The following is a 25,227-nucleotide window of genomic DNA, read 5'->3' on the forward strand; positions in this document are numbered from 1 at the left end:
CGCCGGCCGCTCAGCGGGAGGCAGGCTTGACCGGGGCGTCCAGCCAGGTGTCGAAGAACGCGTCGAGGTCCTGGCCGCTGACCGCCTCCGCTAGCCGGCGGAACTGTTCCGTCGTGACCGCCTGGCCGCCGTAGGCGCCGATCCAGGACTTCGCTAGCTGGAAGAACTGGGCGTCGCCGAGGCGGTGGCGCAGCGCGTGCAGGGTGGCGGCGCCGCGTTCGTAGACGGCGTCGGCGAACAGGTCGTCGCGACCCGGGTCGGAGACCACGGTGGTCCAGAAGTCGTCGTCGGCCGGGATGGCGAGCACCTCGTCGAACGCCTCCTGGCTGGTGGTGCCGCCGCGGGACTCGGTCCACAACCACGAGGAGTACTCCGCCCAGCCCTCGTTGAGCCAGATGTCGGACCAGCGGCGCGGACCCACCCGGTTGCCCATCCACTGGTGGGCCAGCTCGTGCGCGGCCGTGGACTCGCTCGCCACCTTGCTGAAGACCGACCGGGTCTGGGTCTCCAGGGCGTAGCCGACCGAGTCGTCGTCGACGGTCGAGCCGTAGGCGACGAACGGGTAGGGGCCGAACCGCTCCTCGAAGAAGGTCACCATCTCCCCGGTCAGGGCCAGGGTCGCCCGGCTCCGGCTCCGGTCCTCGGCGGGCAGGTCCCGGTCGAGGAAGTCGATCACCGGCAGGTCACCGGCGACGGTGGAGCGACGCATCCGGAAGTCCCCGATGGTGGCGGTCGCGAGATAGGAGGCCATCTGGTCGGGGGCGTCCCAGACCCAGGTGGTGCGCCCGTGGTGGGTACGCCGGCTCTTCAGCAGCCCGTTGGCGGCCACGGACAGCCCCTGCGGCACCGTCACCTCGAACCGGTAGGTGGCCTTGTCCTTCGGGGTGTCGTTGACCGGGAACCAGGTGGGCGCGCCGTCGGGCTCGTTGACCACGATCGCCCCGTCCCGGGTGGTGACCCACCCGTAGAGCGCCCCCTCGACGTCCTTCGGGCGGCCGGTGGCGCCGCCGTACCGCACGACCACCGTGTGCCACTTCCACGGACGCATCGAGGCGATGGGGGTGATCACCAGCTCGTGGTCGCCGACCTGCCGGAACCGCGCGGGGCGGCCGTCGACCCGCACCGACCTGGCCCGCAGCCCGCGCAGGTCGAGGTTGAACCGGGTCAGACGCCTGGTCGGGACCATCCGGATCTTCGCGACCGCGTCGAGCCGGCCCGTCAGCCGGTCGGCCCCCGCCCGGGGCGGGGTGTAGTCGAGGGTCAGGTCGTAGTGCTGCACGTCGTAGCCCCGGTTCCCGGCGAGCGGGAAGTACGGGTCGCCCGCCCCGGGTGCCCCGACCCCGGGCGTCGCGGCGGGGGCGGCGGAGGCTCCGGAAGCGAGCAGGGCAGCGAGCACCGCGCCCACGATCGTGCGCCTGTGACGGACGGACATCTCCAGCCTCCTCACCCGACGCCGGCCCACGGCGCCCGAGGACTCGACGGTAGCCCTCCGCCCGGCCGGGCGACAGGGCCGCGAGAGCGGGCGACAAGAGTGCGTCAAGGCGCGTCAAGATCGCGTCAATCTCGACGTCCGGAGGCCCGCCCGGCACTTGGCTGAGCCACATGAGTCTTGAAAGCGGCCTGCTGGTCGCGGCGGTCGTCGCCCTGGCGGCGTACCTGCTCGCGGCCCTGATCCTCCCGGAGCGGTTCTGATGGGCGACACCGTCTCCGGCCTCCTCTCGATCACGGTCCTCCTGGGACTGCTCGCCCTGGCCTACGTCCCGCTCGGTGACCACATGGCCCGGGTCTACACCGGCGTCCGCCACCTGCGCGTCGAGCGCGGCGTCTACCGGCTCGCCCGGGTCGACCCCGACGCCGAGCAGAGCGCCCGCTCCTACGCTCTCAGCGTCGTCGGCTTCTCCCTGGTCGGCGTCGCCCTGCTGATGGCGATGCAGCTGGCGCAGGCGTACCTGCCGTTCGACCGCGACCTGCCCGGCGTGGGCTGGGCGATGTCGTTCAACACCGCCGCCTCCTTCGTCGCCAACACCAACTGGCAGTCGTACGCCGGGGAGTCGACGCTCGGCTTCACCGTGCAGATGGCGGGGCTGGCGGTGCAGAACTTCCTCTCCGCCGCGGTCGGCATGGCGGTGGCGGTGGCGCTGATCCGCGGCTTCGTCCGGACCCGCACCGGCACGCTGGGCAACTTCTGGGTCGACCTGACCCGGGGCACCCTGAGGATCCTGCTGCCGATCGCCTTCGTCGCGGCCCTGCTGCTGGTCGCCGGCGGCGTGGTGCAGAGCTTCACCGACACCGGCATGCAGACCCTGGCCGGGCACCAGCAGGTGCTGACCGGCGGCCCGGTGGCCAGCCAGGAGTCGATCAAGCTGCTCGGCACCAACGGCGGCGGCTTCTTCAACGCCAACTCCGCGCACCCGATGGAGAACCCGAGCGGGTGGACGAACCTGCTCCAGGTCCTGCTGATCCTGCTGGTCCCGGTCTGCCTGACCCGGACCCTGGGCACGATGCTGGGCAACCGCCGCCAGGGCCTGGCCGTGCTCGCCGCGATGGGGGTGCTCGCGGCCGCCTCGCTGGCGGTCGTCGTCGCCGCCGAGGTGGGCGCTCGTTCCCAGGTGGCGCAGGCGGCCGGTGCGGCGATGGAGGGCAAGGAGACCCGGTTCGGGGAGTGGGCCTCGGCGCTCTTCGCGGTCGCCACCACCGGCACCTCGACCGGGGCGGTGAACGCCAGCCACGACTCGCTGACCCCCGTCGGCGGTGGGATGGTCCTGCTGAACATGATGTTCGGCGAGGTCTCGCCCGGCGGCGTCGGCTCGGGCCTCTACGGCATCCTCGTGCTGGCGATCCTCGCGGTCTTCGTGGCCGGCCTGATGGTCGGGCGCACCCCCGAGCTGCTGGGCAAGAAGATCGGCTCGCGGCAGATGACCTACGTGGCGCTCTACGTGCTGACCACCCCGGTGCTGGTGCTGCTCGGCACCGGGACGGCGATCGCCCTGGACCCGACCCCGGACGCCATGGGCAACCCTGGCGTCCACGGCTTCAGCGAGGTGCTCTACGCCTACACCTCGGCGGCCAACAACAACGGCAGCGCCTTCGGCGGCCTCACGGTCACCTCGGACTTCTTCCAGGTCACCCTCGGCCTGGCCATGCTGCTCGGCCGGCTGGTGCCGATCGTCCTGGTGCTGCTGCTCGCCGGCTCGCTGGCCGCGCAGGGGAGGGTCCCGGTCACCGCCGGCACCCTGCCCACCGCCAAGCCGCTCTTCACCGGCCTGCTCGTCGGTGTCGTCGTCGTGGTCAGCGCCCTCACCTACTTCCCCGCCCTCTCCCTCGGACCCATCGCGGAGGCCCTGTCATGAGCACCACCACCAGATCTCCCGCACCCGCCGCCCCGGCCGCACCGGTGCAGGCCCGGGTCCCCGCCAGGCCCGGCGCCCGGCTGCTCGCGGCGCAGGCGGTGGAGCAGCTGCCCGAGGCGGTCCGCAAGCTCGACCCGCGTCACCTCTGGCGCTCGCCGGTGATGTTCGTGGTCTGGCTCGGGTCGGCGCTCTCCACCGGGGCGGCGCTGCTCGACCCGTCCGTCTTCACCGTCTCGATCGCCGCCTGGCTGTGGCTGACCGTGCTCTTCGGCAACCTCGCCGAGGCGGTCGCCGAGGGACGCGGCAAGGCACAGGCGGCGTCGCTGCGAGCCACCCGGACCGACACCGTGGCCCGGCTGCTCGACGCCCAGGGCGGGGAGACGGGCGTACCGGCCACCCAGCTGCTGGTGGGGGACCGGGTGGTGGTCGAGGCCGGCCAGGTGGTCCCCGGCGACGGCGACGTGGTCGAGGGGATCGCCTCCGTCGACGAGTCCGCGATCACCGGGGAGTCCGCCCCGGTGATCCGCGAGGCGGGCGGCGACCGGAGCGCGGTGACCGGCGGCACCACGGTGCTCTCGGACCGGATCGTCGTCCGGATCACCGCTGCCGCCGGGGAGACCTTCCTGGACAAGATGATCGCGCTGGTCGAGGGCACCTCACGCCGGCGCACCCCGAACGAGATCGCGCTCTCGATCCTGCTCACCAGCCTGACCCTGGTCTTCCTGGTCAGCGTCGCCACGCTCGCCCCGATGGCCGCGTACGCCGGCGCCGAGCAGGACGTCGTGGTCCTGGTCGCCCTGCTGGTCTGCCTGGTGCCGACCACGATCGGCGCACTGCTCTCGGCGATCGGCATCGCCGGGATGGACCGGCTGGTCCGGGTCAACGTGCTGGCGATGTCCGGCCGGGCGGTCGAGGCCGCCGGCGACGTCTCCACGCTGCTGCTCGACAAGACCGGCACCATCACCTACGGCAACCGGCAGGCCTCCCGGCTGGTGCCGGCGCCGGGCGTGGAGCCCGGTGAGCTGCGCGACGCGGCCCGGCTCGCCAGCCTCGCCGACCAGACGCCGGAGGGCCGCTCGCTGGTCGAGCTGGCGCTGGCCCAGGGCGCCGACGACCGCGACCTGCCGGTGGGGGCGACGTACGTCGAGTTCACCGCGCAGACCCGGATGTCCGGGGTCGACCTGGCCGACGGCACCGAGCTGCGCAAGGGTGCGGGCTCGGCGGTGGCCGCCTGGCTGGGCCCGCAGCTGCCCACCGGCCTGCCGGTCGAGGTCACCGACGCCGTCGACGAGATCGCCCGGGGCGGCGGCACCCCGCTGGTGATCGCCCGGCGTACCCCCGACGGGCGGGCGCGGGTGCTCGGTGTGGCCCACCTCAAGGACGTGGTCAAGCAGGGGATGTCCGAGCGGTTCGCCCAGCTGCGGGCGATGGGCATCCGCACCGTGATGGTCACCGGCGACAACGCGCTGACCGCGCAGGCGATCGCCGCGGAGGCGGGCGTCGACGACTTCCTCGCCGAGGCCACCCCGGAGGACAAGCTCGCCTACATCCGCCGCGAGCAGGCGGGCGGCCGGCTGGTCGCGATGACCGGCGACGGCACCAACGACGCCCCGGCACTGGCCGCGGCCGACGTGGGCGTGGCGATGAACAGCGGGACGGCGGCCGCCAAGGAGGCCGGCAACATGGTCGACCTCGACTCCGACCCGACCAAGCTGATCGACGTCGTCGCGATCGGCAAGCAGCTGCTGGTCACCCGGGGGGCGCTCACCACGTTCTCGCTGGCCAACGACGTGGCGAAGTACTTCGCGATCATCCCGGCGATGTTCGCCGCCGCCTACCCGTCGCTGGACCGGCTCAACGTGATGGGGCTGGCGACCCCGGAGTCGGCGATCCTCTCCGCGGTCGTCTTCAACGCCCTGGTGATCGTGGCGCTGATCCCGCTGGCCCTGCGCGGCGTCCGGTTCCGGGCGGCCTCGGCGACCAGCGTGCTGCGCCGCAACCTGCTCGTCTTCGGCCTCGGGGGCGTGCTCGTCCCCTTCGCCGGCATCAAGCTCCTCGACCTGCTCGTCTCGACCATCCCAGGAATCGGCTGACATGACCCGCGACCTCCTCTCCCAGTCCCTCGCCGCGCTGCGGATCCTGCTGGTGCTCACCGCGCTGCTCGGCGTGCTCTACCCCGCCGCCGTGTGGGGGGCCGGCCAGGTGCTCGGCGACCGCGCCGAGGGCCAGCCGGTCACCTCCGAGGGCCGGGTGGTCGGCTCCCGGCTCCTCGGCCAGCAGTTCGAGGGGGACGAGTGGTTCCACTCCCGGCCCTCGGCCAACGACTACGACAGCCTCGCCTCCGCGCCCAGCAACCTGGGGCCGAGCAACCCGGACCTGGTCGCGCTGGTCGCCGAGCGCCGCGCCGAGGTCGCCGAGCGCGAGGGCGTCGCGCCCACCGACGTACCCGCCGACGCGGTGACCGCCTCGGGCTCCGGCCTGGACCCGCACATCTCCCCGGCGTACGCCGCCCTGCAGGCGTCGCGGGTGGCCCGGGCGCGCGGCCTCGACCTCACGCAGGTCGAGGCCGCGGTCGAGGCGGCGACCGACGGGCGCGGCCTGGGCTTCCTCGGGGAGCCCGGCGTCCACGTGCTCGAGCTCAACCTGGCCCTGCACCGAGCCGCGCAGGGTGGAGACTGACGCCATGACCCCGGGTGCGCCAGGCGAGCGAGGCAGGCTGCGGGTCTACCTGGGGGCCGCCCCCGGGGTGGGCAAGACCTTCGCGATGCTCGACGAGGGGCACCGCCGGCTGGCCCGCGGCACCGACGTGGTCGTCGGGTACGTCGAGACCCACGGCCGGCCGCGGACCGCCGAGCAGCTGACCGGTCTCGAGGTGGTGCCGCGGTGCGCGGTGGCCTACCGCGGGACGGTCCAGGAGGAGATGGACCTCGACGCCCTGCTGGCCCGGGCGCCGGCGGTCGCGCTGGTCGACGAGCTGGCCCACACCAACGTCCCCGGCAGCGGGAGCGGGCACGAGAAGCGCTGGCAGGACGTGCAGACGCTGCTGGCGGCCGGGATCGAGGTGGTCACCACCGTCAACATCCAGCACCTGGAGTCGCTCAACGACGTGACCGAGGCGATCACCGGGGTGCGGCAGCGCGAGACCGTGCCCGACCACGTGGTCCGCGCCGCCGACCAGATCGAGCTGGCCGACATGAGCCCGCAGGCGCTGCGCCGGCGGATGGCGCACGGCAACGTCTACTCCGCCGAGAAGGTGGACGCAGCCCTCTCGCAGTACTTCCGCGAGGGGAACCTGACCGCGCTGCGCGAGCTGGCGCTGCTCTGGCTCGCAGACCGGGTCGACGAGGGGCTGGACCGCTACCGCGCCGAGCACCGGATCGACTCCACCTGGGCGGCCCGGGAGCGGATCGTGGTCCCGGTCAGCGGAGGGCCCGAGTCGGCGACGCTGATGCGCCGGGCCGCCCGGATCGCCTCGCGTTCCTCGGGCGCGGAGTGGCGGGCGCTGCACGTCTCCCGCAGCGACGGGCTGACCCGCCTGGCCTCCGAGGAGCTGCTGGGCCTGCGGCGCAAGGCCGAGGAGTTGGGCGGCACCTTCCACACGGTGACCGGCGACGACACCGCCGAGGCCGTCCTCGACTTCGCCCGCGCCGAGAACGCCACCCAGATCACCCTGGGCGCCAGCCGGCGCGGCCGGGTCTCCACGCTGCTGCGGCCCGGGGTGGGGGAGCGGGTGGTGGCCGGCTCGGGCGACATCGACGTGCACATCGTCAACCACGACTACGCCCGGCAGGGCGCCGTGCGGGAGCGCCGGCCCGACCACCTCGGCCGGCGCCGCCGGCTGCTGGGCCTCGCGGTCGGGGCCGTCGTCCCGGTCCTGGTCAGCCTGGGGCTGCGGCCGTACGCCGACGTGGTGGCGCTGCCCACCGAGGCGATGGTGCTGATGGTGGTCGTGGTCGCCACGGCCATGGTCGGCGGCCTGCTCCCGGCGGTGGTCTCGGCCCTGGTCAGCGGGCTGCTGCTCAACCTGCTCTTCACCCCACCGCTCTACGAGCTGACCGTGGCGGAACCGGAGAACGTGCTGGTGCTCGCGCTCTTCATGGTCGTGGGGATCGCGGTCGCCACGGTGGTCGACGGGGCGGCCCGGCGGACCGCGCAGGCGGTGCGGGCCCGCGCGGAGGCCGACGCGCTCACCGCCCTGGCCCACGACCTGCTCAACGCCTCCGACGACGTGCCGGGGCTGCTCGCCTCGGCGGGGGAGGTGCTGGGCGCCTCCGGCGCGGCCCTCGTCCGCCGCGCGCCGGGCGACGGCGGGCCCGAGGAGGTGCTGGCCTCCTGGGGCGACCCGCCCGCCGACCTGGCTTCGGCCGAGGCGACCGCGGTGGTCGACGACCGGACCACCCTCGCGCTCGCCGGGACCGACCTGCCGGCGGCCCGCCGCAGCCTGCTCAACGCCTACGCCGCGTACGCCGGGGTGATGGCCGAGCGGCGCCGGGCCACCGAGGCGGAGGTGGAGCGGCTGCGGCTGACCGAGGCGGACCGGACCCGGACCGCCCTGCTCTCCGCGGTCTCCCACGACCTGCGCTCCCCGCTGTCCGCGGTGAAGGTCGCGGTGGACAGCCTGTGCAGCCCCGACGTCGCGTGGTCGGCCGAGGACGAGCGGGAGCTGCTGGAGACGATCCAGGAGGCCACCGACCGGCTGATCGGGCTGGTCACCAACCTGCTGGACATGAGCCGCGTGCACACCGGCTCGATCCACCCCCGCAGCACCGAGGTGGTGCTGGCCCACGCCGTGCACGACGCGGTCGCGCCGCTTCCGGGCTCGGCACGGATCGAGGTCGCGGTCGACGAGCAGCTGGTGGCGCTCGCCGACCCGGGGCTGCTGGACCGGGTGCTGGCCAACCTGGGCGAGAACGCGCTCAAGCACACGCCCGCGACCGCGCGGATCCGCGTCGACGGAGCACTCACCGGCGCCGCGGGCGACCGGGTGCTGCTCCGGATCGCCGACACCGGTCCGGGCGTCGGCGGGCGCGACCAGGCCCGGCTCTTCGACCCCTTCCAGCGGTTCGGCGACGTGCCGCGCGACGACGGGGTCGGGCTGGGGCTGGCCGTGGCCCGGGGGCTGACCGAGGCGATGGGTGGCACGCTGAGCGCCGAGGAGACGCCGGGCGGCGGCCTGACCTTCGTGCTGGAGCTGCCCGCGCTGATCCCCACTCTCGAGGAGGAGCTCGCGTGACCCGTGTCCTGGTGGTCGACGACGACCCCGCGATCCGCCGTACGCTCGGCGTCAACCTGCGCGCCCGCGGCTACGAGGTGGAGGTCGTCGGCGACGGCCGCTCGGCCCTGCAGGCGGTCGACGAGCAGCTGCCCGACGTGGTGCTGCTCGACCTCGGGCTGCCCGACCTCGACGGGGTGACCGTGCTCGGCCGGCTCCGGGCGATGGCCGAGGTGCCGGTGATCGTGGTCTCCGCGCGCACCGAGTCCGACGACAAGGTGGAGGCGCTCGACCTCGGCGCGGACGACTACGTCACCAAGCCCTTCTCCATCGAGGAGCTGCTGGCCCGGGTGCGCGCCGCCACCCGCCGCGCCGGGGCCGAGTCTCCGGCGCTGCGGGTCGAGGTCGACGGGCTGGCGCTGGACGTCAGCGACTGCGTCGCCCGGCGCGACGGGGAGGAGATCCGGCTGACCCCGACCGAGTGGCGGATCGTCGAGCACCTGGTCCGTCGGCGGGGGCGGCTGGTGCGTCAGACCGACCTGCTGCACGCCGTCTGGGGTCCTCGCTTCGACCGGCAGACCAACTACCTGCGGGTCCACATGTCCAGCATCCGCCGCAAGCTGGAGCGGGACCCCGGCCACCCGCGGCTCTTCCTCACCGAGCCGGGGATGGGCTACCGCTTCGTCGCCTGATTGCCCGATCAATAAAAAGTCAGGCTTGACTGTTTGTTAGTTGTGCCGCAGGCTGAGCACATGACCGACCAGCCGACCCGTGTCCCGCAGGAGGAGCGCACCCGCGCCATGCGGGCACGCCTGCTGGAGGCGACGGTGGAGTGCCTGGTCGAGCGCGGCTTCTCGGGCACGTCGACCACGCTGGTCTCCCAGCGTGCCGGCGTCTCCCGAGGTGCGCAGCTGCACCACTTCCCGACCAAGAACGACCTGGTCGTCGCGGCCGTCGAGCACCTCACCGCCATGCGCGCCGCCGAGCTGGCCGCCGTGCTGGGCGACGACCCGCGTCGCGAGCACGGCACCCGGGCGGTGCTCGGCACGCTCGCCGACCACTTCACCTCGCCGGTCTTCGTCGCCGCTCTCGAGCTGTGGGTCGCCGCCCGCACCGACGAGCAGCTGCTGGCCGCTGTCCAGCCGCTGGAGCAGCGGGTCGGTCGCGAGACCCACCACCTGACCGCCGCCGCGCTCGGCGTCGACGGCAACGCGCCGGGCACCCGCGAGCTGGTCCAGGCGACCCTCGACCTGCTGCGCGGCCTCGGCCTGGCCAACACGTTCTCCGACGACACCCGTCGTCGCGAGCGGATCCTCGACCAGTGGGCGGTCACCCTCGACGCCGCGCTGGTCTCGACAAGCTCGACCGACGAGCAGACCACCGAAGGAGCCTGACCCTTGCTGGACGACGTCCTGGCCGACCTCACCGCGGAGGGTGACCGGCTCGAAGCGCTGGTCGCCCCGCTCGCCCCCGAGCAGTGGCGCACCCCCACCCCCGCCGAGGGCTGGGACGTGGCCACCCAGGTGGCCCACCTCGCCTGGACCGACGAGGTCGCCGTCAAGGCGGCGACCGACAAGGAGGCGTGGGACGCCGAGGTGATGGGCGCGATCGGCAACCCCGAGGGGTACGTCGACGAGATGGCACTCCAGGGCGGCGCCGTCGACCCCGCCGACCTGCTCGCCCGCTGGCGCACCGCCCGGGCCGCGCTGGTGCAGACCCTGCGCGACTTCCCCGAGGGCCAGAAGCTGCCCTGGTTCGGCCCGCCGATGTCGCCGACCTCGATGGCCACCGCCCGGCTGATGGAGACCTGGGCCCACTCGCTCGACGTGCACGAGGCGCTGGGCGCCGAGCCGGAGCAGAGCGACCGGATCCGGCACGTCGCCCACCTGGCCGTGCGCACCCGCAACTACTCCTTCGCCCAGAACGGGCTGGAGAAGCCGGCCGAGGAGTTCCGGATCGAGCTCACCTCGCCCTCGGGCGAGACCTGGACCTACGGGCCCGAGGACGCCGCGCAGACCGTCACCGGCCCGGCGTACGACCTGTGCCTGCTGGCCACCCAGCGCGTCCACCGCGCCGACACCGCCCTGGTCGCGACCGGCGCCGACGCCGACCGGTGGCTCGACATCGCCCAGTGCTTCGCCGGCCCCGCCGGGGAAGGCAGGGCGGCACGATGACCAGGGTCGTGCGGATCGGCAACTGCTCCGGCTTCTACGGCGACCGGCTCTCGGCGATGCGGGAGATGCTCGAGGGGGGCCCGCTGGACTACCTGACCGGCGACTACCTGGCCGAGCTGACCATGCTGATCCTCGGCAAGGACACGATGCGCGACCCGAGCCTGGGCTACGCGCGCACCTTCGTCCGCCAGGCCGAGGACTGCCTGGGCCTGGCCCTGGAGAAGGGCGTCAAGATCGTCGCCAACGCCGGCGGGCTCAACCCCGCCGGGCTGGCCGACAAGCTCCGCGAGGTGGCCACCGGCCTGGGCCTCGACGCGAGGATCGCCCACGTCGAGGGCGACGACCTGCGCCCCCGCGCGGCCGAGCTCGGCTTCCCGAACGCGCTGACCGCCAACGCCTACCTGGGCGGCTTCGGCATCGTCGCCGCCCTGCGCGGCGGCGCCGACGTGGTCGTGACCGGCCGGGTCACCGACGCCTCGGTGATCGTCGGCCCTGCCGCCTTCCACCACGGGTGGACCCCCGAGCAGTACGACGAGCTCGCCGGCGCCGTGGTCGCCGGCCACGTGATCGAGTGCGGCACGCACGCCACCGGCGGCAACTTCTCCGGGTTCACCTCGATCGACCCGGCGCTGCGGGCGAAGCCGCTCGGCTTCCCGCTCGCCGAGATCGCCGCGGACGGCTCGTTCGTGGTCACCAAGCATGAGGGCACCGGGGGCGCGGTCACCGTCGACACGGTCACCGCCCAGTTGGTCTACGAGATCCAGTCGGCGAAGTACCTCAACCCCGACGTCACCACGCTGCTCGACACCGTCGAGCTCACCCAGGAGGGCCCGGACCGGGTCGCCGTCTCCGGGGTGCGCGGCGAGGCGCCGCCGGTCACCCTCAAGGTCTGCGTCAACGAGCTCGGCGGCTGGCGCAACAGCATGGAGATCCTGCTGACCGGCCTGGAGATCGACGCCAAGGAGGAGTGGGTCAAGGAGCAGATGGTCAGCGCCTGGGGCGACAAGGCCCCGGCGACCGTCGCCTGGTCCCGCTCCGCCCCGCCGGTCGAGGACCCGGACTCCCAGGAGCTCGCCTCCTGCGTGCTCCGGGTGATGGCGCTGGACGCCGACCCCAAGGTCGCCGGCAAGGGCTTCACCGCCCCCGCGGTCGAGGTCGCGCTGGGCTCCTTCCCGGGGCTGACCCTGATGGCCCCGCCCGGACCGGCGACGCCGTACGGGATCTACCGCCCGGAGTACGTCGACCGCGCGGCCGTCGAGCACACCGTGGTGCATGCCGACGGCACCCGCGAGGTGGTCCCCGACCCGACGACGTACCTGAGCGCCGACGAGCTGGCCGCCGTGCCGCAGGCCGGTCTCAGCACCGGGTCGGACGAGGCGCCGGAGGAGACCGTGACCCGCAAGGTGCCGCTGGGCACCTTCGTGCACGCCCGCTCCGGCGACAAGGGCGGCAACGCCAACCTCGGCCTCTGGGTCGCCCGCGACGGCTCGTCCGACGAGGCGACCTACCAGGCGCGCGTCGCCTGGCTCACCTCGTTCGTCACCCCCGCGCGGGTCAAGGAGCTGCTGCCCGAGGCCGCCGACCTCGAGGTCGAGGTCTTCGCCCTGCCCGAGCTCGGCGCGGTCAACGTGCTGATCCACGGGCTGCTCGGCGCCGGCGTGGCTGCCTCCACCCGGATCGACCCCCAGGCCAAGGCGCTGGGCGAGTGGGTCCGCGCCCGTCACGTCAACATCCAAGGAGACCTGCTCTGATGACCACCATCGACGCGGCTGCGGCCCAGTCGACCCCCGAGGAGCGGGAGGCGCTGCGGCAGATGGCCGCGGAGTTCACCCGCCGCGAGATCGCCCCGCACCTGCAGGAGTGGGAGGACGCCGGCGCGCTGCCGCGCGAGCTGCACGTCAAGGCCGGCCAGGCCGGGCTGCTCGGGGTCAGCTTCCCCGAGTCCGTCGGCGGCTCCGGCGGCGACCTGCTCGACACCGTCGCCCTCCAGGAGGGGATGTTCTCCCAGGGCGCCTCCAGCGGCCTGATGTCGGCGCTGTTCACCAACGGCATCGCCTGCCCGCACATCGCCGCGCACGGCAGCCCCGAGCTGGTCGACCGCTGGGTTCGGCCCACGCTGGCCGGCGAGCTGATCGGCTCGCTCGGCATCACCGAGCCCGGCGGCGGCTCCGACGTGGGCAACATCGCCACCACGGCGGTCCGCGACGGCGAGGAGTGGGTGATCAACGGGTCGAAGACCTTCATCACCTCCGGCACCCGCGCCGACTTCGTCACCACCGCCGTCCGCACCGGCGGCCCCGGGGCGGGCGGCGTCTCGCTGATCGTCGTCCCGACCGACACCCCCGGCTTCAGCGTCGACCGCAAGCTGGCCAAGATGGGCTGGCACAGCTCCGACACCGCCGAGCTCAGCTACGTCGACGTCCGGGTGCCGGTGGGCAACCTGGTCGGCGACGAGAACGCCGGCTTCTGGTACATCGCCGAGCAGTTCGTGGTCGAGCGGATGGCCCTGGCCATCCACGGCTACGGGATCGCCGAGCGCTCGCTGGAGCTCACGGTCGACTACTGCCGCCAGCGCAGCACCTTCGGGGAGCCGCTGATCAAGCGCCAGGTGGTGCGCCACAAGCTTGTGGAGATGCGCCGTCAGGTCGAGGCCGCCAAGGCCTACACGCACGCGGTCGCCGCGCAGTACGTCGCTGCCGGTGGACCGAACGAGGCGGTCATCGCCGCGGCCTGCATGGCCAAGGAGACCGCCTGCAACACCGCGACGTACGTGACTGACCAGGCCGTCCAGCTGCACGGCGGGACGGGATACATGCACGGGACCGAGGTGGAGCGGCACTACCGCGACTCCCGGCTCCTGCCAATCGGAGGAGGAGCGACCGAGGTGCTGACCGACCTTGCCGCCAAGCTGTTGGGATACACGCGATGAGCGCCGGGACCGCGGAGGAGGAGCGCCGCTCCCACCTGCTCGCGAAGATCGACGACCTCGGGACCGAGCAGGCCAAGGCCGTCGCCGGCGGCGGTGAGAAGTACGTCGCCCGCCACCACGAGCGCGGCAAGCTGCTGCCCCGCGAGCGGATCGAGCTGCTGATCGACGAGGGCTCGGCCTTCCTCGAGCTCTCCCCGCTGGCCGGCTGGGGGTCCGACTTCGCGGTCGGCGCCTCGGTGGTCACCGGGATCGGCGTGGTCGAGGGCGTGGAGTGCATGATCACCGCCAACGACCCGACCGTGAAGGGGGGCGCCTCCAACCCCTGGACGCTGAAGAAGACCTTCCGGGCCTCGCAGATCGCGGAGGAGAACGGCCTGCCCCAGATCTCGCTGGTCGAGTCGGCCGGCGCGGACCTGCCGACCCAGAAGGAGATCTTCATCCCGGGCGGCAAGATCTTCCGGGACCTGACTCGTGCGAGCGCCCGCAAGCAGCCCACCGTGGCCCTGGTCTTCGGCAACTCCACCGCCGGCGGCGCCTACGTGCCCGGCCTCTCGGACTACACCGTGATGGTCAAGGAGCAGGCCAAGGTCTTCCTGGCCGGCCCGCCCCTGGTCAAGATGGCCACCGGCGAGGAGACCGACGACGAGTCGCTGGGCGGCGCGGAGATGCACGCCCGGACCTCCGGGCTGGCCGACTACCTGGCCGAGGACGAGCGGGACGCGATCCGGATCGGCCGGCGGATCATCGCCCGGCTCAACTGGAAGAAGGCGACCCCGGAGCCGGTCGGCTACGCCGAGCCGGAGCACGACCCGGAGACCCTGCTCGACCTGATCCCGACCGACCTCAAGGAGCCCTTCGACCCGCGCGACGTGATCGTGCGCCTGGTCGACGGCGTGAGCGCGACCAACGAGGTGGCCTTCGACGAGTTCAAGCCGCTCTACGGCTCCTCGCTGGTCACCGGCTGGGCCTCGCTGCACGGCCGGCCGATCGGGATCCTGGCCAACGCCCAGGGCGTGCTCTTCTCCGAGGAGGCGCAGAAGGCGACCCAGTTCATCCAGCTGGCCAACCAGAAGAACACCCCGCTGCTCTTCCTGCACAACACCACCGGCTACATGGTCGGCAAGGAGTACGAGCAGGGCGGCATCATCAAGCACGGCGCGGCGATGATCAACGCGGTCTCCAACTCCACGGTGCCGCACATCTCGGTGCTGATCGGTGCCTCGTACGGCGCCGGCAACTACGGGATGAACGGGCGTGCCTACGACCCGCGCTTCCTCTTCACCTGGCCCAACGCCAAGTCCGCGGTGATGGGGCCGGCCCAGCTGGCCGGCGTCCTCTCGATCGTCTCCCGCGCCGCCGCCGAGGCGAAGGGCAAGCCCTTCGACGAGGAGGCCGACAAGGGGATGCGCGAGTTCGTCGAGGCGATGATCGAGGAGCAGTCCCTGCCTTACGCGCTGTCCGGGATGCTCTACGACGACGGCGTCATCGACCCGCGCGACACCCGCACCATCCTCGGCATCTGCCTCTCCGTCATCGACACCCAGGCCGTCGCGGGCACCGACCGCTTCGGCGTCTTCAGGATGTGAGCACCGATATGACCACGATCACCCGCATCCTCGTCGCCAACCGCGGCGAGATCGCCCGCCGGGTCTTCGCCACCGCGCGTCGCCTCGGCATCGAGACCGTCGCGGTCCACTCCGACGCCGACGCCGGCCTGCCGTTCGTCGCCGAGGCCGACCACGCGGTCCGGCTGCCGGGCAACACCCCGGCGGAGACCTACCTGCGTGCCGACCTCGTGCTCGAGGCGGCCCGCAAGGCCGGCGCGGACGCCGTCCACCCGGGCTACGGGTTCCTCTCGGAGAACGCCGGGTTCGCCCGTGCGGTCCTCGACGCGGGCCTGGCCTGGATCGGCCCGGACCCGTCCTCGATCGAGTCGATGGGCTCCAAGATCGAGTCCAAGAAGCTGATGGAGGCCGCCGGCGTGCCGGTGCTCGCCGACCTCGGCTCCACCGCGACCGAGGGCGACCTGCCGCTGCTGGTCAAGGCCAGCGCCGGTGGCGGCGGCCGCGGCATGCGCATCGTCCGTGACCTCGCGGCGCTGCCCGCCGAGGTGGAGAAGGCGGCCGCCGAGGCGGCGTCGGCGTTCGGCGACGGCACCGTCTTCGTCGAGCCGTACGTCGAGCACGGCCGACACGTCGAGGTCCAGGTCGTCGGCGACCGGCACGGCAACGTCGCCGTCTTCGGCGAGCGCGACTGCTCCATCCAGCGGCGCCACCAGAAGGTGGTCGAGGAGGCTCCGGCCCCCGGCCTGAGCGAGGAGACCCGGGCCGCGCTGCACGAGGCGGCCCGCAATGCCGCCGCTGCGATCGACTACGTCGGCGCCGGCACCGTCGAGTTCCTGGTCGACGCCTCCGACCCGACGCGGTTCTGGTTCCTGGAGATGAACACCCGGCTCCAGGTCGAGCACCCGGTCACCGAGGCGGTCTTCGGGGTCGACCTGGTCGAGGCGCAGATCGCGGTGGCCGAGGGCCACCCGGTCGAGGCCCCGGCCGACGGCCCGCGGGGTCACGCCGTCGAGGTGCGCCTCTACGCCGAGGACCCGGCGGCCGACTGGCAGCCGCAGTCGGGCGCGCTCGCCTCCTTCGGCATCCCGGGCGTCGACGTCGAGTTCGGCCTCGTCCCGGGAGCGCCCAGCGGCCTGCGCCTGGACACCGGCTTCGTCGCCGGCTCCGAGGTCGGCACCCACTACGACGCCATGCTGGCCAAGGTGATCGCCTGGGCGCCCACCCGGGCCCAGGCGCTGCGCCGGCTCGCCGGTGCGCTGGACCGGGCCACCGTGCACGGCCTGACCACCAACCGTGACCTGCTGGTCGAGGTGCTGCGCCACCCGGTCTTCGCCGCGGGTGACGTCTCCACCGACTTCTTCGAGGTCCAGGAGCTTGGCTCCCGGGCCGGGGGCGTCGACGAGGAGGCGGTGCGCCGCGCCGCGTTCGCCGCGACGGTGGCGCTGGCCGAGGCGGACCGCGAGGCCCGCACCGTGCAGCGCCGGATCCCGGTCGCCTGGCGCAACGTGCTCAGCGCGCCCCAGGTCACCGAGCTCTCCCACGCCGGGTTGGAGAAGCCGGTGCGGGTGGAGTGGTACGGCGGTCGCGACGGCTACGCGGGCGAGGGGATCTCGGTGCTCGCCGCGTCGTCGACGTCGGTGACGCTCGAGGTCGACGGCGTCGCCACGACGTACGCCGTGGTGATCGACGCGAGCGCGTCGGTGACCGCCCCGGTGGTGCACGTCGACTCGCCCGCCGGCTACGTCCGGCTGGTCCGGGTGCCGCGGTTCGTCGACCCCTCCGAGGTCGTCGCCACCGGCTCCCTGCTCGCGCCGATGCCGGGCAGCGTGATCAGCGTCGCCGTCGAGGAGGGCGCCCAGGTCACCGCCGGGCAGACCGTCCTGGTGATGGAGGCGATGAAGATGCAGCACACGGTGACCGCACCGACCGACGGCGTGGTCAGCCAGATCAACGTGAAGGCCGGGTCCCAGGTCGGGGCCGGGGACGTGCTCGCCGTCGTGGACGGCGTGGAGGGGGAAGAGGCATGAGCGACAACGCGTTCACCGAGTCCGAGGAGCGGGGCGAGCTGCGCAAGGCGGTCTTCGCCCTGGCCAGCAAGTACGGCCACGAGTACGTCGCCGAGAAAGCCAAGTCCGGCGGCAAGGTCACCGAGCTCTGGCAGGACATGGGCAAGCACGGCTTCCTCGGCGTCAACATCTCCGAGGAGTACGGCGGCGGCGGCGGCGGGATCGGCGACCTCGCCGCGGTGCTCGAGGAGGCGGCCGCGGCCGGCGCTCCGATGCTGATGATGGTCGTCTCCCAGGCGATCTGCGGCTCGGTGATCGGCCGGTTCGGCACCGAGGAGCAGAAGCAGCGCTGGCTGCCCGGGATCGCCGACGGCTCCTACACGATGGCGTTCGCCATCACCGAGGCCGACGCGGGCTCCAACTCCCACAACATCACCACCACCGCCACCCGCGACGGTGACGAGTGGGTGCTCAAGGGGTCGAAGACCTACATCTCCGGCGTCGACGAGGCGCAGGGGATCCTGGTGGTCGGGCGGGCCGCCGACGCGAAGACCGGCAACCTCAAGCCGTGCCTGTTCGTGGTGCCCACCGACGCGGCCGGCCTGGAGAAGCAGGTCATCGACATGACCTTCGACGCCCCGGAGAAGCAGTTCACCCTCTTCTTCGACGACGTCCGGCTGCCGGCCGACGCGCTGGTCGGGGACGAGGACGCCGGGCTGCTGCAGCTCTTCGCCGGTCTCAACCCGGAGCGGATCATGGGCGCGGCCTACTCCAACGGCATGTCGCGGTTCGCGCTGAACAAGGCGGTCGAGTACGCGAAGACCCGCTCGGTCTGGAAGGACAAGCCGATCGGCTCGCACCAGGGGATCGCGCACCCGCTGGCCAAGGTCAAGATCGAGCTCGAGCAGTCCAAGCTGCTCCAGCAGAAGGCGGCGGCGCTCTACGACGCCGGCGACGACATGGGCGCGGGCGAGTTCGCCAACATGGCCAAGTACGCCGCCGGCGAGGTGGCGTGCAACTCCACCGACGTCGCGGTGCACACCCACGGGGGGTCTGGCCTGACCACCGAGCTGGGGCTGGCCAACATGCTGGTCGCTGCGCGGCTGGGCCGGATCGCCCCGGTCAGCCGGGAGATGATCCTCAACTTCGTGGCCATGCACTCGCTGGGCCTGCCGAAGTCGTACTGAGCCCGCAGCAGGAACGCAGGGCGAGGTGGCTCACGCCGGGGCCGGACCAACGGATCCCCGGCGTGAGCCTCCCTCCTCACACCCCCGGTGAGAGCCAACGGCGGCGCCGCGCCAGCGGTGCCGCCGGCTGGGCGAGGGCGGGTTCCGGCACGGTCTCGACCGGACGACTGGTGAGCTCCTGGACCCGGGTCCGGAGCGAGGAGGTCGGCGTGAGCTCGATGCCTGCCGACAGCAGCTCGGCGGCGTCACGCACGTCCTCGACGTCCTCGCGGCAGTCCGTGCACTCGATCAGGTGGCCCTCGAAGCGGAGCAGGTCGATCCCCTCGAGCCCGTTCAGGGCGTAGGCGACGGACCGCTCGTGGGCCTGGTTCACCTGCGTCACACCGCCACCCCCGTACTGGCGGTCCGCGCGGCCGGCACGGACGGCGCCGCGAGCGCCGGGTCGCGGTGCAGCTCGGCGAGGTGCAGCATCGCGCGGTGCACGGTCCGGACGGCGGTGCCGGCCGACCACCCGAGGCGGCGGTCCGCCTCCTCCACGCCACGCCCGCCGAGGTAGACCTCCGAGAGCGCCTCCCGCTCGTCCTCGGCGAGGCCGACCAGCCAGCTCCGGTCCGGGGGGAAGGCCCGAGCGCCACCCCGACGGGGACCGGCAGCGCGGCTCGCGGCCACCGCGGTGCTGTGTGCGAGGTGGAGCAGCCAGGGGAGCCCGGCGCCCGGTGGCACCTCGACGTCCCCCTCCCACACGGCCGCGTAGACGTCGACGGTGAGCTCGTGCGCCTCCTCGCCGGGACCGACCACGCGGGAGACCAACCCGAGCACCCGACCCGCGGTGAGGTCGTAGAGGTGGACCAGCGCCTTCGCGTCGGCGTCGGCGGCGCGGGGGAGCACGAGCTCGACCCGTCCGTACAGGTCGGCCGCCGAGCCGGGGGTGGGGATGCTCCTCGTCATGATCGCCCATCTTGGAGAACCGGACGGGCGAATAGGAGGCCGAGGGCTCCGGTTCACCCATTTCAGGGACCGCAGGACGCAGGTGGTCCAGACCGCTCCGACCGGCGAGTAGCACACGGAGTGCAACGACGAGTTACAGATCCGGTCGTCCTGACCTGGCGATATGGTGCGCACCATGCCGCACACCCGGACCGGAATCGCCTACGAACGAGGCGGTCCCCGCGGCCGGGTGCCCGTGGTGCTCGTCCACGCAGGCGTGGCGGACCGGCGCATGTGGGACGCACCGTGGTCGGGGCTGGTGACCGAGCGCGACGTGGTCCGGCTGGACCTGCGCGGCTTCGGGGAGTCGGTCGAGCCGCCGACCGGGCCGCTGTCGCCCGTCGACGACCTGCTCGAGCTCCTCGACTCGCTGGGCATCGGGCGGTGCCACCTCGTGGGCGCCTCCTTCGGCGCGGGGGTCGCGGTCGAGGCCGCGGTGACGCGGCCCGAGCTGGCCGAGAGCCTGCTCCTGAGCGCTCCCGGCGGCTCGCTGATCGCCGAGGCGACCGACCAGCTGCGCGACTTCCTCGCCGCCGAGGAGGGGGCTCTCGCGGACGACGACCTGGACGCCGCCGTCGAGGCGAACGTGCGCTGGTGGCTCGACGGACCGCACCGTGCCGCGGGCACCGCGCCGGCGGCGATGCGGGCTGAGGTGGCCGCGATGCAGCGTCTGGCCTTCGAGATCACCTCGTCGTGGGGCCCGGTCGAGGAGCGCGAGCTCGACCCGCCGGTGCTCACCCGGCTGGGAGAGGTCGTGGCACCCACCCTCGTGCTCGTCGGGGCGCAGGACCTCGACGCCATCGCGGACACCGCGGCCCGGGTCGCCTCCGGCGTGCCCGGGGCCCGCACCATCGAGTGGCCGGACGCGGCGCACCTGCCCTCCGTGGAGCACCCGGACCGCTTCCTGGAGCTGCTGCGAGGCTGGCTGGAGGAAAGCCCTCAGACGAGGGGCACGAACCGGTAGTAGCCGTGCTCGGTCACCTCGTCGCGGGTGACCCGCAGCATCACCCCGCCGACCGGCACGACCAGCACCCCGTCGTCGGCCAGCTGGGCGCGCAGCGCGTCCGGGAGCTGCGTGGCCATCGCGGAGACCAGGATCCGGTCGTACGGCGCGTGCTCTGGCAGTCCCAGCACGCCGGGGACGGCGGGCTCGATGCTCGCCCACGGCTGACCGGTCCGGTCGAGGTGGCCGCGCCCGAGCCCGACCAGCGCGTCCACCACCTCCACGCCCCGGACCCGCCCGGTCGGCCCGGCCAGGTGCGCGAGCAGCGCGGTGGTCCAGCCGGACCCGCTGCCCACGTCGAGCACGTGCTGCCCGGGACGGACGTCGAGCAGGCGGAGCATGTCCGCCACGGTGCGCGGCTGCGAGCTGGTCTGGCCCGCCCCGATCTCGAGCGGGCCGTCGTACGCCGCCCGGTCCCGCACCTCGGAGGGCAGGAAGCCCGCGCGCGGCCACACCGCGAACGCCCGGTCGACCTCGTCCATCACCCCATTGCACCCGGGACCGCCGGTGTCTTCAAGCGGTCCCGGGTCGTCGGGGAGTCAGTCCTCGAGCTCAGCCCAGCTCGAACAGGGCGATCGGGTCGCTGGTGGGCCGCTTCGACCCGCCCTCGGGCTCGACGGTGATCCCGACGGCGGTGGCGTCCGAGGCGTCCCCGTCCAGCAGCACCGTCTGGTCGGTACGCCGGGGCATCAGCCCGGCGGGCACCATGTCGTCGTCCGGGGTCTGCAGCCACAGCTCGTAGACCTTGCCCTCGGGGGCCGGCGGCATCGCCTCGGTGACCAGCACCGCGCGCCCGTGCTCGCGGGAGCGGACCAGGGTGGCCCTGGCGTCGCCGAGCTCGAGCACGACCCGGTCGGCGGCGGTGTCGGCGAGCACCCGGTCGCTGGCGGTCAGCACCCGGGAGGAGCCGCCGCCGTCGTCGGCCTCGGGCCAGACCGTGACCCCGACCCCCACGCCGACCACCGCGACGGCCGCGGCGACCGCGGCCGGGAGCCAGCGGCGGCGCCGGGGGTCGCCCCGACGCCGGCCGACGCCGGTGCGCGGCGGGAGCGGGCGGACGGTCCGCGCGTCGGCCAGGACGAGGTCGCGCAGGTCGGGGGGAGGGGTGGCGGCGGCGTCGAGCGCGGCCAGGCCGGCGAGCAGCGCGGTCGCCTCTCGGAACGAGGCCACCTCGGCCTGGCACTCGGAGCACCCCTCGAGGTGCCGTTCGAACTGCGCCCGCTCGAGCTCGTCGACGGCGTGGATCGCGTAGGCACCGGAGAGGGCGTGGATGTCGCTCATGACGCCACTCCCATCTGGTCGCGCAGCCGGATCAGTCCGTCCCGGATGCGGGTCTTGGCCGTGCCGACCGGGAGGTCGAGCAGCTTGGCCACCTCGGTGTGCGTGTAGCCACCGAAGAACGCGAGGCCGACGGCCTCGCGCTGCACGTCTGTGAGCGACTCCAGCGCCTGGCGGACCCGGTGGGCCTCCAGGGCGGCCGTCGCCGCGTCGGAGGTGGCGTCGTGCGCCACGTCCTGGTTCTGCTCGTGGTACGAGGTGTCCCGCCGGGTGGCGGCCTCCGCGGCGCGGACCCGGTCGACGGCCCGGCGGTGGGCCATCGTCATCAGCCAGGCGAGCGCGGAGCCCCGGGCGGTGTCGAACCGCGAGGCGGTCCGCCACACCTCCAGGTAGACCTCCTGGGTCACCTCCTCCGACTGCGCGGGGTCGCGCAGGACGCGCAGGACCAGCCCGTGCACCCGCGGCGCCGTGGCGTCGTAGACGGAGGCGAAGGCCTGCTCGTCGCCGCGTGCGGCCAGGTGGAGCAGGGCCGCGAGCTCGTCACCCGTCCCCCCCGGCGGACCGGAGGGGACGGGAGAGAGGTGGCTCATGGGTTCCATGTAACAGGAGTCGGTGGAACCGGATCAGGGCATCAGGACGGTGTCGATGACGTAGACCTTGGCGTTGTCGGTCTCGACGTTGCCGCACAGGACCTTGGCCATCTCGTCGCCGACCTCCCACATCTCGCCCTCGCCGGTCACCTCGACGGTGTCGCCGTTGAGGGTGGTGTGCTCGCCGGCGATCTCGTCCGGGCCGAGCTCGCCCTCCACCACGTGGTGGGTCAGCACCTGGGTCAGCGCCTTCTTGTCCTTGAGCAGCGCGTTGAGGTCCTTCTTCGGGATCTTGGCGAACGCCTCGTCGGTCGGGGCGAAGACGGTCAGCTCCTCGGCGTTGTTGAGGGTGTCGACCAGGCCGGCCTCGCCGACCGCGGTGACCAGGGTCCCGAGCAGCGGGTTGCCGGAGGCGGCGGTGGCGACGGGCTCCTCGGCCATCACGGTGGCCGAGCCGGGGCCGTCGGCCGGCAGGGAGGCGCAGGCCTCGCCGAACGCGGCGTCGTCGTCCATCGCGGAACCGCTCATCGACTCGCTGGGGGACTCGCTCATCGAGTCGCTCGGCGACTCCATCGTCGACTCCGAGGAGTTGTCGCTGCCGGCGCTGTTGCCGTCGCTGTCGTCCCCGCAGGCCACGAGGCCGAGGGAGAGGGTCAGGGCCATCGCGGCCAGTCCGGTGGTGCGGGTGAGAGTACGCATCGTTCTCGTCCTTCGGTCGGGGAATCTGGAGCGACCCGAGGCCGCGTGTCGCAAGGAGTTCGCGGCTGGGGGAGGACCGGATTGGTCGATCTCGCGGTTTTTCCTCAGGCGACGCGCACGACGATCTCCTGGACCCCGGTCGAGCCCTCCGGGAACGGGGTCATCCGGGCGCTGGTCTGCACCTCGCCGTCCTCGGTGGTGGCCCGGACCGCGAGCATGTGCTCGCCCGGCTCGGCGTCCCAGAGGAAGTACCACTGCCGCCAGTAGTCGATCCCGGCGTACGGCCCGAGCTCGCACGGCTGCCAGGCGCCACCGTCCACGCGCAGCTCGACGCCGGCGACGCCGCGCTGCTGCGCCCACGCGACGCCACCCACGACGACCTGGCCGGCGTCGGCGGTGGAGAGCGGACGGGGGGTGTCGATCCGGCTGGAGACCTTCACCGGCGCGTCGGTGGCCCACTCCCGCTCGGTCCAGTACGCCGTCTCCTCGGCGTAGGTGGTCAGGGTCAGCCGGGTCAGCCACTTGGTCGAGCCGACGAAGCCGTAGAGGCCGGGGGTGACCAGCCGGACCGGGAAGCCGTGCTCGCGGGGCAGCGGCCGGCCGTTCATCCCGACCGCGACCAGCGGCTCCCGCCCGTCGAGGACCGCCTCCAGCGGGGTGCTGATGGTGAACCCGTCGACGTCGGTGGAGAGCAGCTGGTCGGCCCCGGTGTCCGCGGTGGAGCGCAGCCCCGCCCGAGCGAGCAGCCGCGGCAGCGGGACGCCGAGCCAGCGGGCGGCGCCGACGTACTCCCCGCCCACCTCGTTGCTCACGCAGGTCATGGTGATGTCGCGCTCGACCAGCGGCATGGCGAGCAGCTCGTCGAAGGTGAGCTCCACCGGCCGGGGCACGTCGCCGTCGATCCGCAGCCGCCACCCGTCCAGGTCGACCACCGGCAGGGTGAGCCGGGTGTCGACCCGGTAGAAGTCGCCGGTGGGGGTGCGGAACGGGGAGATCCCGGCGTACCGCTCCTCCAGGCCGGCCGGCAACGGGGCGGCCGGGCGCCGGGCGGCGGGCAGCACCACGTCGGCGATCCGGGTGCGCGCGCGGCCGCTCCACTCCCCGGCGCCCGCGAGCGCGATGGCGGCTCCGGCGGCGAGCAGGAAGCCTCGCCGCCCCAGCGGACCGGTGCCCGGGGCCCGCTCCGCCGGGTCGCGCCGTGGCCGCGGAGTCAGCAGCGCGAGCACCGCGACGCCCACGGCCGCGGCGACGACCGCAGGAAGCACGGCGGACGCGCCCGCCTCGGGCCGGGTCACCGCCACGAAGCCGGCCACCCCGGTGAGCAGCACGATCCCGGCGGCACCGGCGACGAACCACCGCCGGGCGGCGATCCCGGCCAGCGCCGCGAGCAGCAGGGTGCCCACGAGCACGCTGCCGATCAGCACCGGCTTGTCGGCGGTGCCGAGCTCGCGGACCGCCCACTCCTTGACCGGGGTGGGGGTGAGGTCGATGACCTGGGAGCCGACGGCCAGGACCGGCGAGGTCGCGGGATCGGTGAGGGCGGCGACGAGGTGGGCGGCGGCCGCGCCGGTACCGGCGGCGAGGATCCCCGCCGCGGCACCGGTCAGCCGGGCCTGGAGACGGGAGGGAGCCATGAGGAGTCTTCGGAGCCGACGACGCGCACGGATTGCTCCGCGGGGCGCAGCGACGACGACACTGGGGGCATGTCGATCGAGGTGGTGCCCTGGTCCCCGCGCTGGGCCGCGGAGTTCGAGGAGGTCGCCGCCGAGCTGCGCGTCGCGCTGATCCACGTCGCGTCGGCGCGGGTGGAGCACGTGGGATCCACCTCGGTGCCGGGGCTGGCCGCCAAGCCGGTGCTCGACATCGACGTGGTGGTCGACGGGCCAGACACCGAGGCGGCGATCGACGCCCTGGAGTCGATCGGCTACCTGCACCGCGGCGACCTGGGCGTCACCGGCCGGGAGGCGTTCAGCGCCCCCGACTCCGAGCCACGGCGCAACGTCTACGTCTGCCTGACCGGAACCCTCGCGCTCCGCACCCACCTGGCCGTGCGCGACGTCCTGCGCCGCCGCGACGACCTGCGCGACGAGTACGCCGCGACCAAGCGGATGCTGGCCGCGCAGCCGGGAATGGACATGCCCAGCTACGTCGCCGGCAAGTCGATGGTGCTGCAGCGGGTGCTCGAGGAGTCGGACCTGAGCGAGCAGGAGCGGCTGGCCGTGCTGCTCCTCAAGGGCGGGGCGTGAG

23 protein-coding genes are annotated in these 25,227 nt (G+C 73.4%); 15 read left to right on the top strand and 8 right to left on the bottom strand.

Annotated features, from left to right (window positions below; genetic code table 11):
* Positions 1 to 10: 10 nt before the first annotated feature.
* Positions 11 to 1,432, bottom strand: a complete 1,422-nt coding sequence (locus tag H8838_RS01300) for a M1 family metallopeptidase (protein WP_224766317.1) — start codon at positions 1,430 to 1,432, stop codon at positions 11 to 13.
* A 170-nt stretch (positions 1,433 to 1,602) separates the two neighbouring features.
* Here H8838_RS01300 and H8838_RS01305 point away from each other — a divergent pair, with 170 nt between their 5' ends.
* The 13 genes from H8838_RS01305 to H8838_RS01365 are packed head-to-tail and all read left to right on the top strand — an operon-like array spanning position 1,603 to position 18,423.
* The gene (locus H8838_RS01305; protein WP_181309892.1) at positions 1,603 to 1,692 is read left to right on the top strand and encodes a potassium-transporting ATPase subunit F; all 90 of its coding nucleotides are present in this window, start codon (positions 1,603 to 1,605) and stop codon (positions 1,690 to 1,692) included.
* The gene (gene kdpA / locus H8838_RS01310; RefSeq protein WP_185995399.1) at positions 1,692 to 3,350 is read left to right on the top strand and encodes a potassium-transporting ATPase subunit KdpA; all 1,659 of its coding nucleotides are present in this window, start codon (positions 1,692 to 1,694) and stop codon (positions 3,348 to 3,350) included. The genes H8838_RS01305 and kdpA overlap by 1 nt, the downstream gene beginning before the upstream one ends.
* Positions 3,347 to 5,443 carry a potassium-transporting ATPase subunit KdpB gene (gene kdpB, locus H8838_RS01315; RefSeq protein WP_185995398.1) on the top strand — a complete coding sequence of 699 codons (2,097 nt, stop codon included), beginning with the start codon at positions 3,347 to 3,349 and terminating at the stop codon, positions 5,441 to 5,443. The genes kdpA and kdpB overlap by 4 nt, the downstream gene beginning before the upstream one ends.
* A 1-nt stretch (position 5,444) precedes the next feature.
* Positions 5,445 to 6,029 carry a potassium-transporting ATPase subunit KdpC gene (gene kdpC, locus H8838_RS01320; protein WP_185995397.1) on the top strand — a complete coding sequence of 195 codons (585 nt, stop codon included), beginning with the start codon at positions 5,445 to 5,447 and terminating at the stop codon, positions 6,027 to 6,029.
* 4 nt (positions 6,030 to 6,033) lie between these two features.
* Positions 6,034 to 8,583, top strand: a complete 2,550-nt coding sequence (locus H8838_RS01325; protein ID WP_185995396.1) for an ATP-binding protein — start codon at positions 6,034 to 6,036, stop codon at positions 8,581 to 8,583.
* Positions 8,580 to 9,254: a response regulator transcription factor gene (locus H8838_RS01330; protein ID WP_181309887.1), complete on the top strand. Its 675-nt coding sequence runs from the start codon at positions 8,580 to 8,582 to the stop codon at positions 9,252 to 9,254. The genes H8838_RS01325 and H8838_RS01330 overlap by 4 nt, the downstream gene beginning before the upstream one ends.
* Before the next feature lie 60 nt (positions 9,255 to 9,314).
* A complete protein-coding gene (locus H8838_RS01335) occupies positions 9,315 to 9,956 on the top strand; it encodes a TetR/AcrR family transcriptional regulator (RefSeq protein ID WP_185995395.1) in 642 nt (213 codons plus the stop codon).
* A gap of 3 nt (positions 9,957 to 9,959) precedes the next feature.
* Positions 9,960 to 10,736 (top strand): TIGR03084 family metal-binding protein, encoded by a 777-nt coding sequence (locus H8838_RS01340; protein ID WP_185995394.1) that lies wholly within the window; start codon positions 9,960 to 9,962, stop codon positions 10,734 to 10,736.
* Positions 10,733 to 12,487, top strand: a complete 1,755-nt coding sequence (locus tag H8838_RS01345; RefSeq protein WP_185995393.1) for an acyclic terpene utilization AtuA family protein — start codon at positions 10,733 to 10,735, stop codon at positions 12,485 to 12,487. Before H8838_RS01340 ends, H8838_RS01345 begins: the two co-directional genes overlap by 4 nt.
* Positions 12,487 to 13,665 (top strand): acyl-CoA dehydrogenase family protein, encoded by a 1,179-nt coding sequence (locus tag H8838_RS01350; RefSeq protein ID WP_185995392.1) that lies wholly within the window; start codon positions 12,487 to 12,489, stop codon positions 13,663 to 13,665. The genes H8838_RS01345 and H8838_RS01350 overlap by 1 nt, the downstream gene beginning before the upstream one ends.
* A complete protein-coding gene (locus H8838_RS01355) occupies positions 13,662 to 15,251 on the top strand; it encodes an acyl-CoA carboxylase subunit beta (RefSeq protein ID WP_181309882.1) in 1,590 nt (529 codons plus the stop codon). Before H8838_RS01350 ends, H8838_RS01355 begins: the two co-directional genes overlap by 4 nt.
* A gap of 8 nt (positions 15,252 to 15,259) precedes the next feature.
* The gene (locus tag H8838_RS01360) at positions 15,260 to 17,257 is read left to right on the top strand and encodes an ATP-binding protein (RefSeq protein ID WP_185995391.1); all 1,998 of its coding nucleotides are present in this window, start codon (positions 15,260 to 15,262) and stop codon (positions 17,255 to 17,257) included.
* Positions 17,254 to 18,423, top strand: coding sequence for an acyl-CoA dehydrogenase family protein (locus tag H8838_RS01365; protein WP_185995390.1), 1,170 nt, complete (start codon positions 17,254 to 17,256; stop codon positions 18,421 to 18,423). The genes H8838_RS01360 and H8838_RS01365 overlap by 4 nt, the downstream gene beginning before the upstream one ends.
* A 76-nt stretch (positions 18,424 to 18,499) precedes the next feature.
* Here the strand turns inward: H8838_RS01365 and H8838_RS01370 are convergent, their stop codons facing one another.
* Positions 18,500 to 18,805, bottom strand: coding sequence for a hypothetical protein (locus tag H8838_RS01370; protein WP_181309879.1), 306 nt, complete (start codon positions 18,803 to 18,805; stop codon positions 18,500 to 18,502).
* Complete coding sequence (locus tag H8838_RS01375; protein ID WP_185995389.1) at positions 18,802 to 19,371, bottom strand: sigma-70 family RNA polymerase sigma factor; 570 nt, start codon at positions 19,369 to 19,371, stop codon at positions 18,802 to 18,804. Before H8838_RS01375 ends, H8838_RS01370 begins: the two co-directional genes overlap by 4 nt.
* A gap of 175 nt (positions 19,372 to 19,546) precedes the next feature.
* Between H8838_RS01375 and H8838_RS01380 the strand changes: the two genes are divergently transcribed.
* On the top strand, positions 19,547 to 20,374 hold the full coding sequence (locus H8838_RS01380) for an alpha/beta fold hydrolase (RefSeq protein ID WP_185995388.1): 828 nt from the start codon (positions 19,547 to 19,549) through the stop codon (positions 20,372 to 20,374).
* Here the strand turns inward: H8838_RS01380 and H8838_RS01385 are convergent.
* From H8838_RS01385 to H8838_RS01405, 5 genes are all read right to left on the bottom strand, one after another.
* Complete coding sequence (locus H8838_RS01385) at positions 20,350 to 20,895, bottom strand: protein-L-isoaspartate O-methyltransferase family protein (protein WP_185995387.1); 546 nt, start codon at positions 20,893 to 20,895, stop codon at positions 20,350 to 20,352. The two genes, H8838_RS01380 and H8838_RS01385, sit on opposite strands and share 25 nt — an antisense overlap.
* A 70-nt stretch (positions 20,896 to 20,965) precedes the next feature.
* Entirely contained in the window at positions 20,966 to 21,694 is a 729-nt protein-coding gene (locus H8838_RS01390; RefSeq protein WP_185995386.1) for an anti-sigma factor, read from the bottom strand.
* Positions 21,691 to 22,281 (bottom strand): ECF RNA polymerase sigma factor SigK, encoded by a 591-nt coding sequence (gene sigK, locus H8838_RS01395; RefSeq protein ID WP_181309874.1) that lies wholly within the window; start codon positions 22,279 to 22,281, stop codon positions 21,691 to 21,693. Before sigK ends, H8838_RS01390 begins: the two co-directional genes overlap by 4 nt.
* A gap of 33 nt (positions 22,282 to 22,314) precedes the next feature.
* Positions 22,315 to 22,980: a fasciclin domain-containing protein gene (locus H8838_RS01400; protein WP_181309873.1), complete on the bottom strand. Its 666-nt coding sequence runs from the start codon at positions 22,978 to 22,980 to the stop codon at positions 22,315 to 22,317.
* A 104-nt stretch (positions 22,981 to 23,084) separates the two neighbouring features.
* Positions 23,085 to 24,614, bottom strand: coding sequence for a molybdopterin-dependent oxidoreductase (locus tag H8838_RS01405; RefSeq protein WP_185995385.1), 1,530 nt, complete (start codon positions 24,612 to 24,614; stop codon positions 23,085 to 23,087).
* 69 nt (positions 24,615 to 24,683) lie between these two features.
* On the opposite strand from H8838_RS01405, the gene H8838_RS01410 reads away from it, so the two are divergent.
* Complete coding sequence (locus tag H8838_RS01410) at positions 24,684 to 25,226, top strand: GrpB family protein (protein ID WP_185995384.1); 543 nt, start codon at positions 24,684 to 24,686, stop codon at positions 25,224 to 25,226.
* Position 25,227: the final 1 nt, after the last annotated feature.

Source organism: Nocardioides campestrisoli (assembly GCF_013624435.2).
GTDB classification, from domain to species: Bacteria; Actinomycetota; Actinomycetes; order Propionibacteriales; family Nocardioidaceae; genus Nocardioides; species Nocardioides campestrisoli.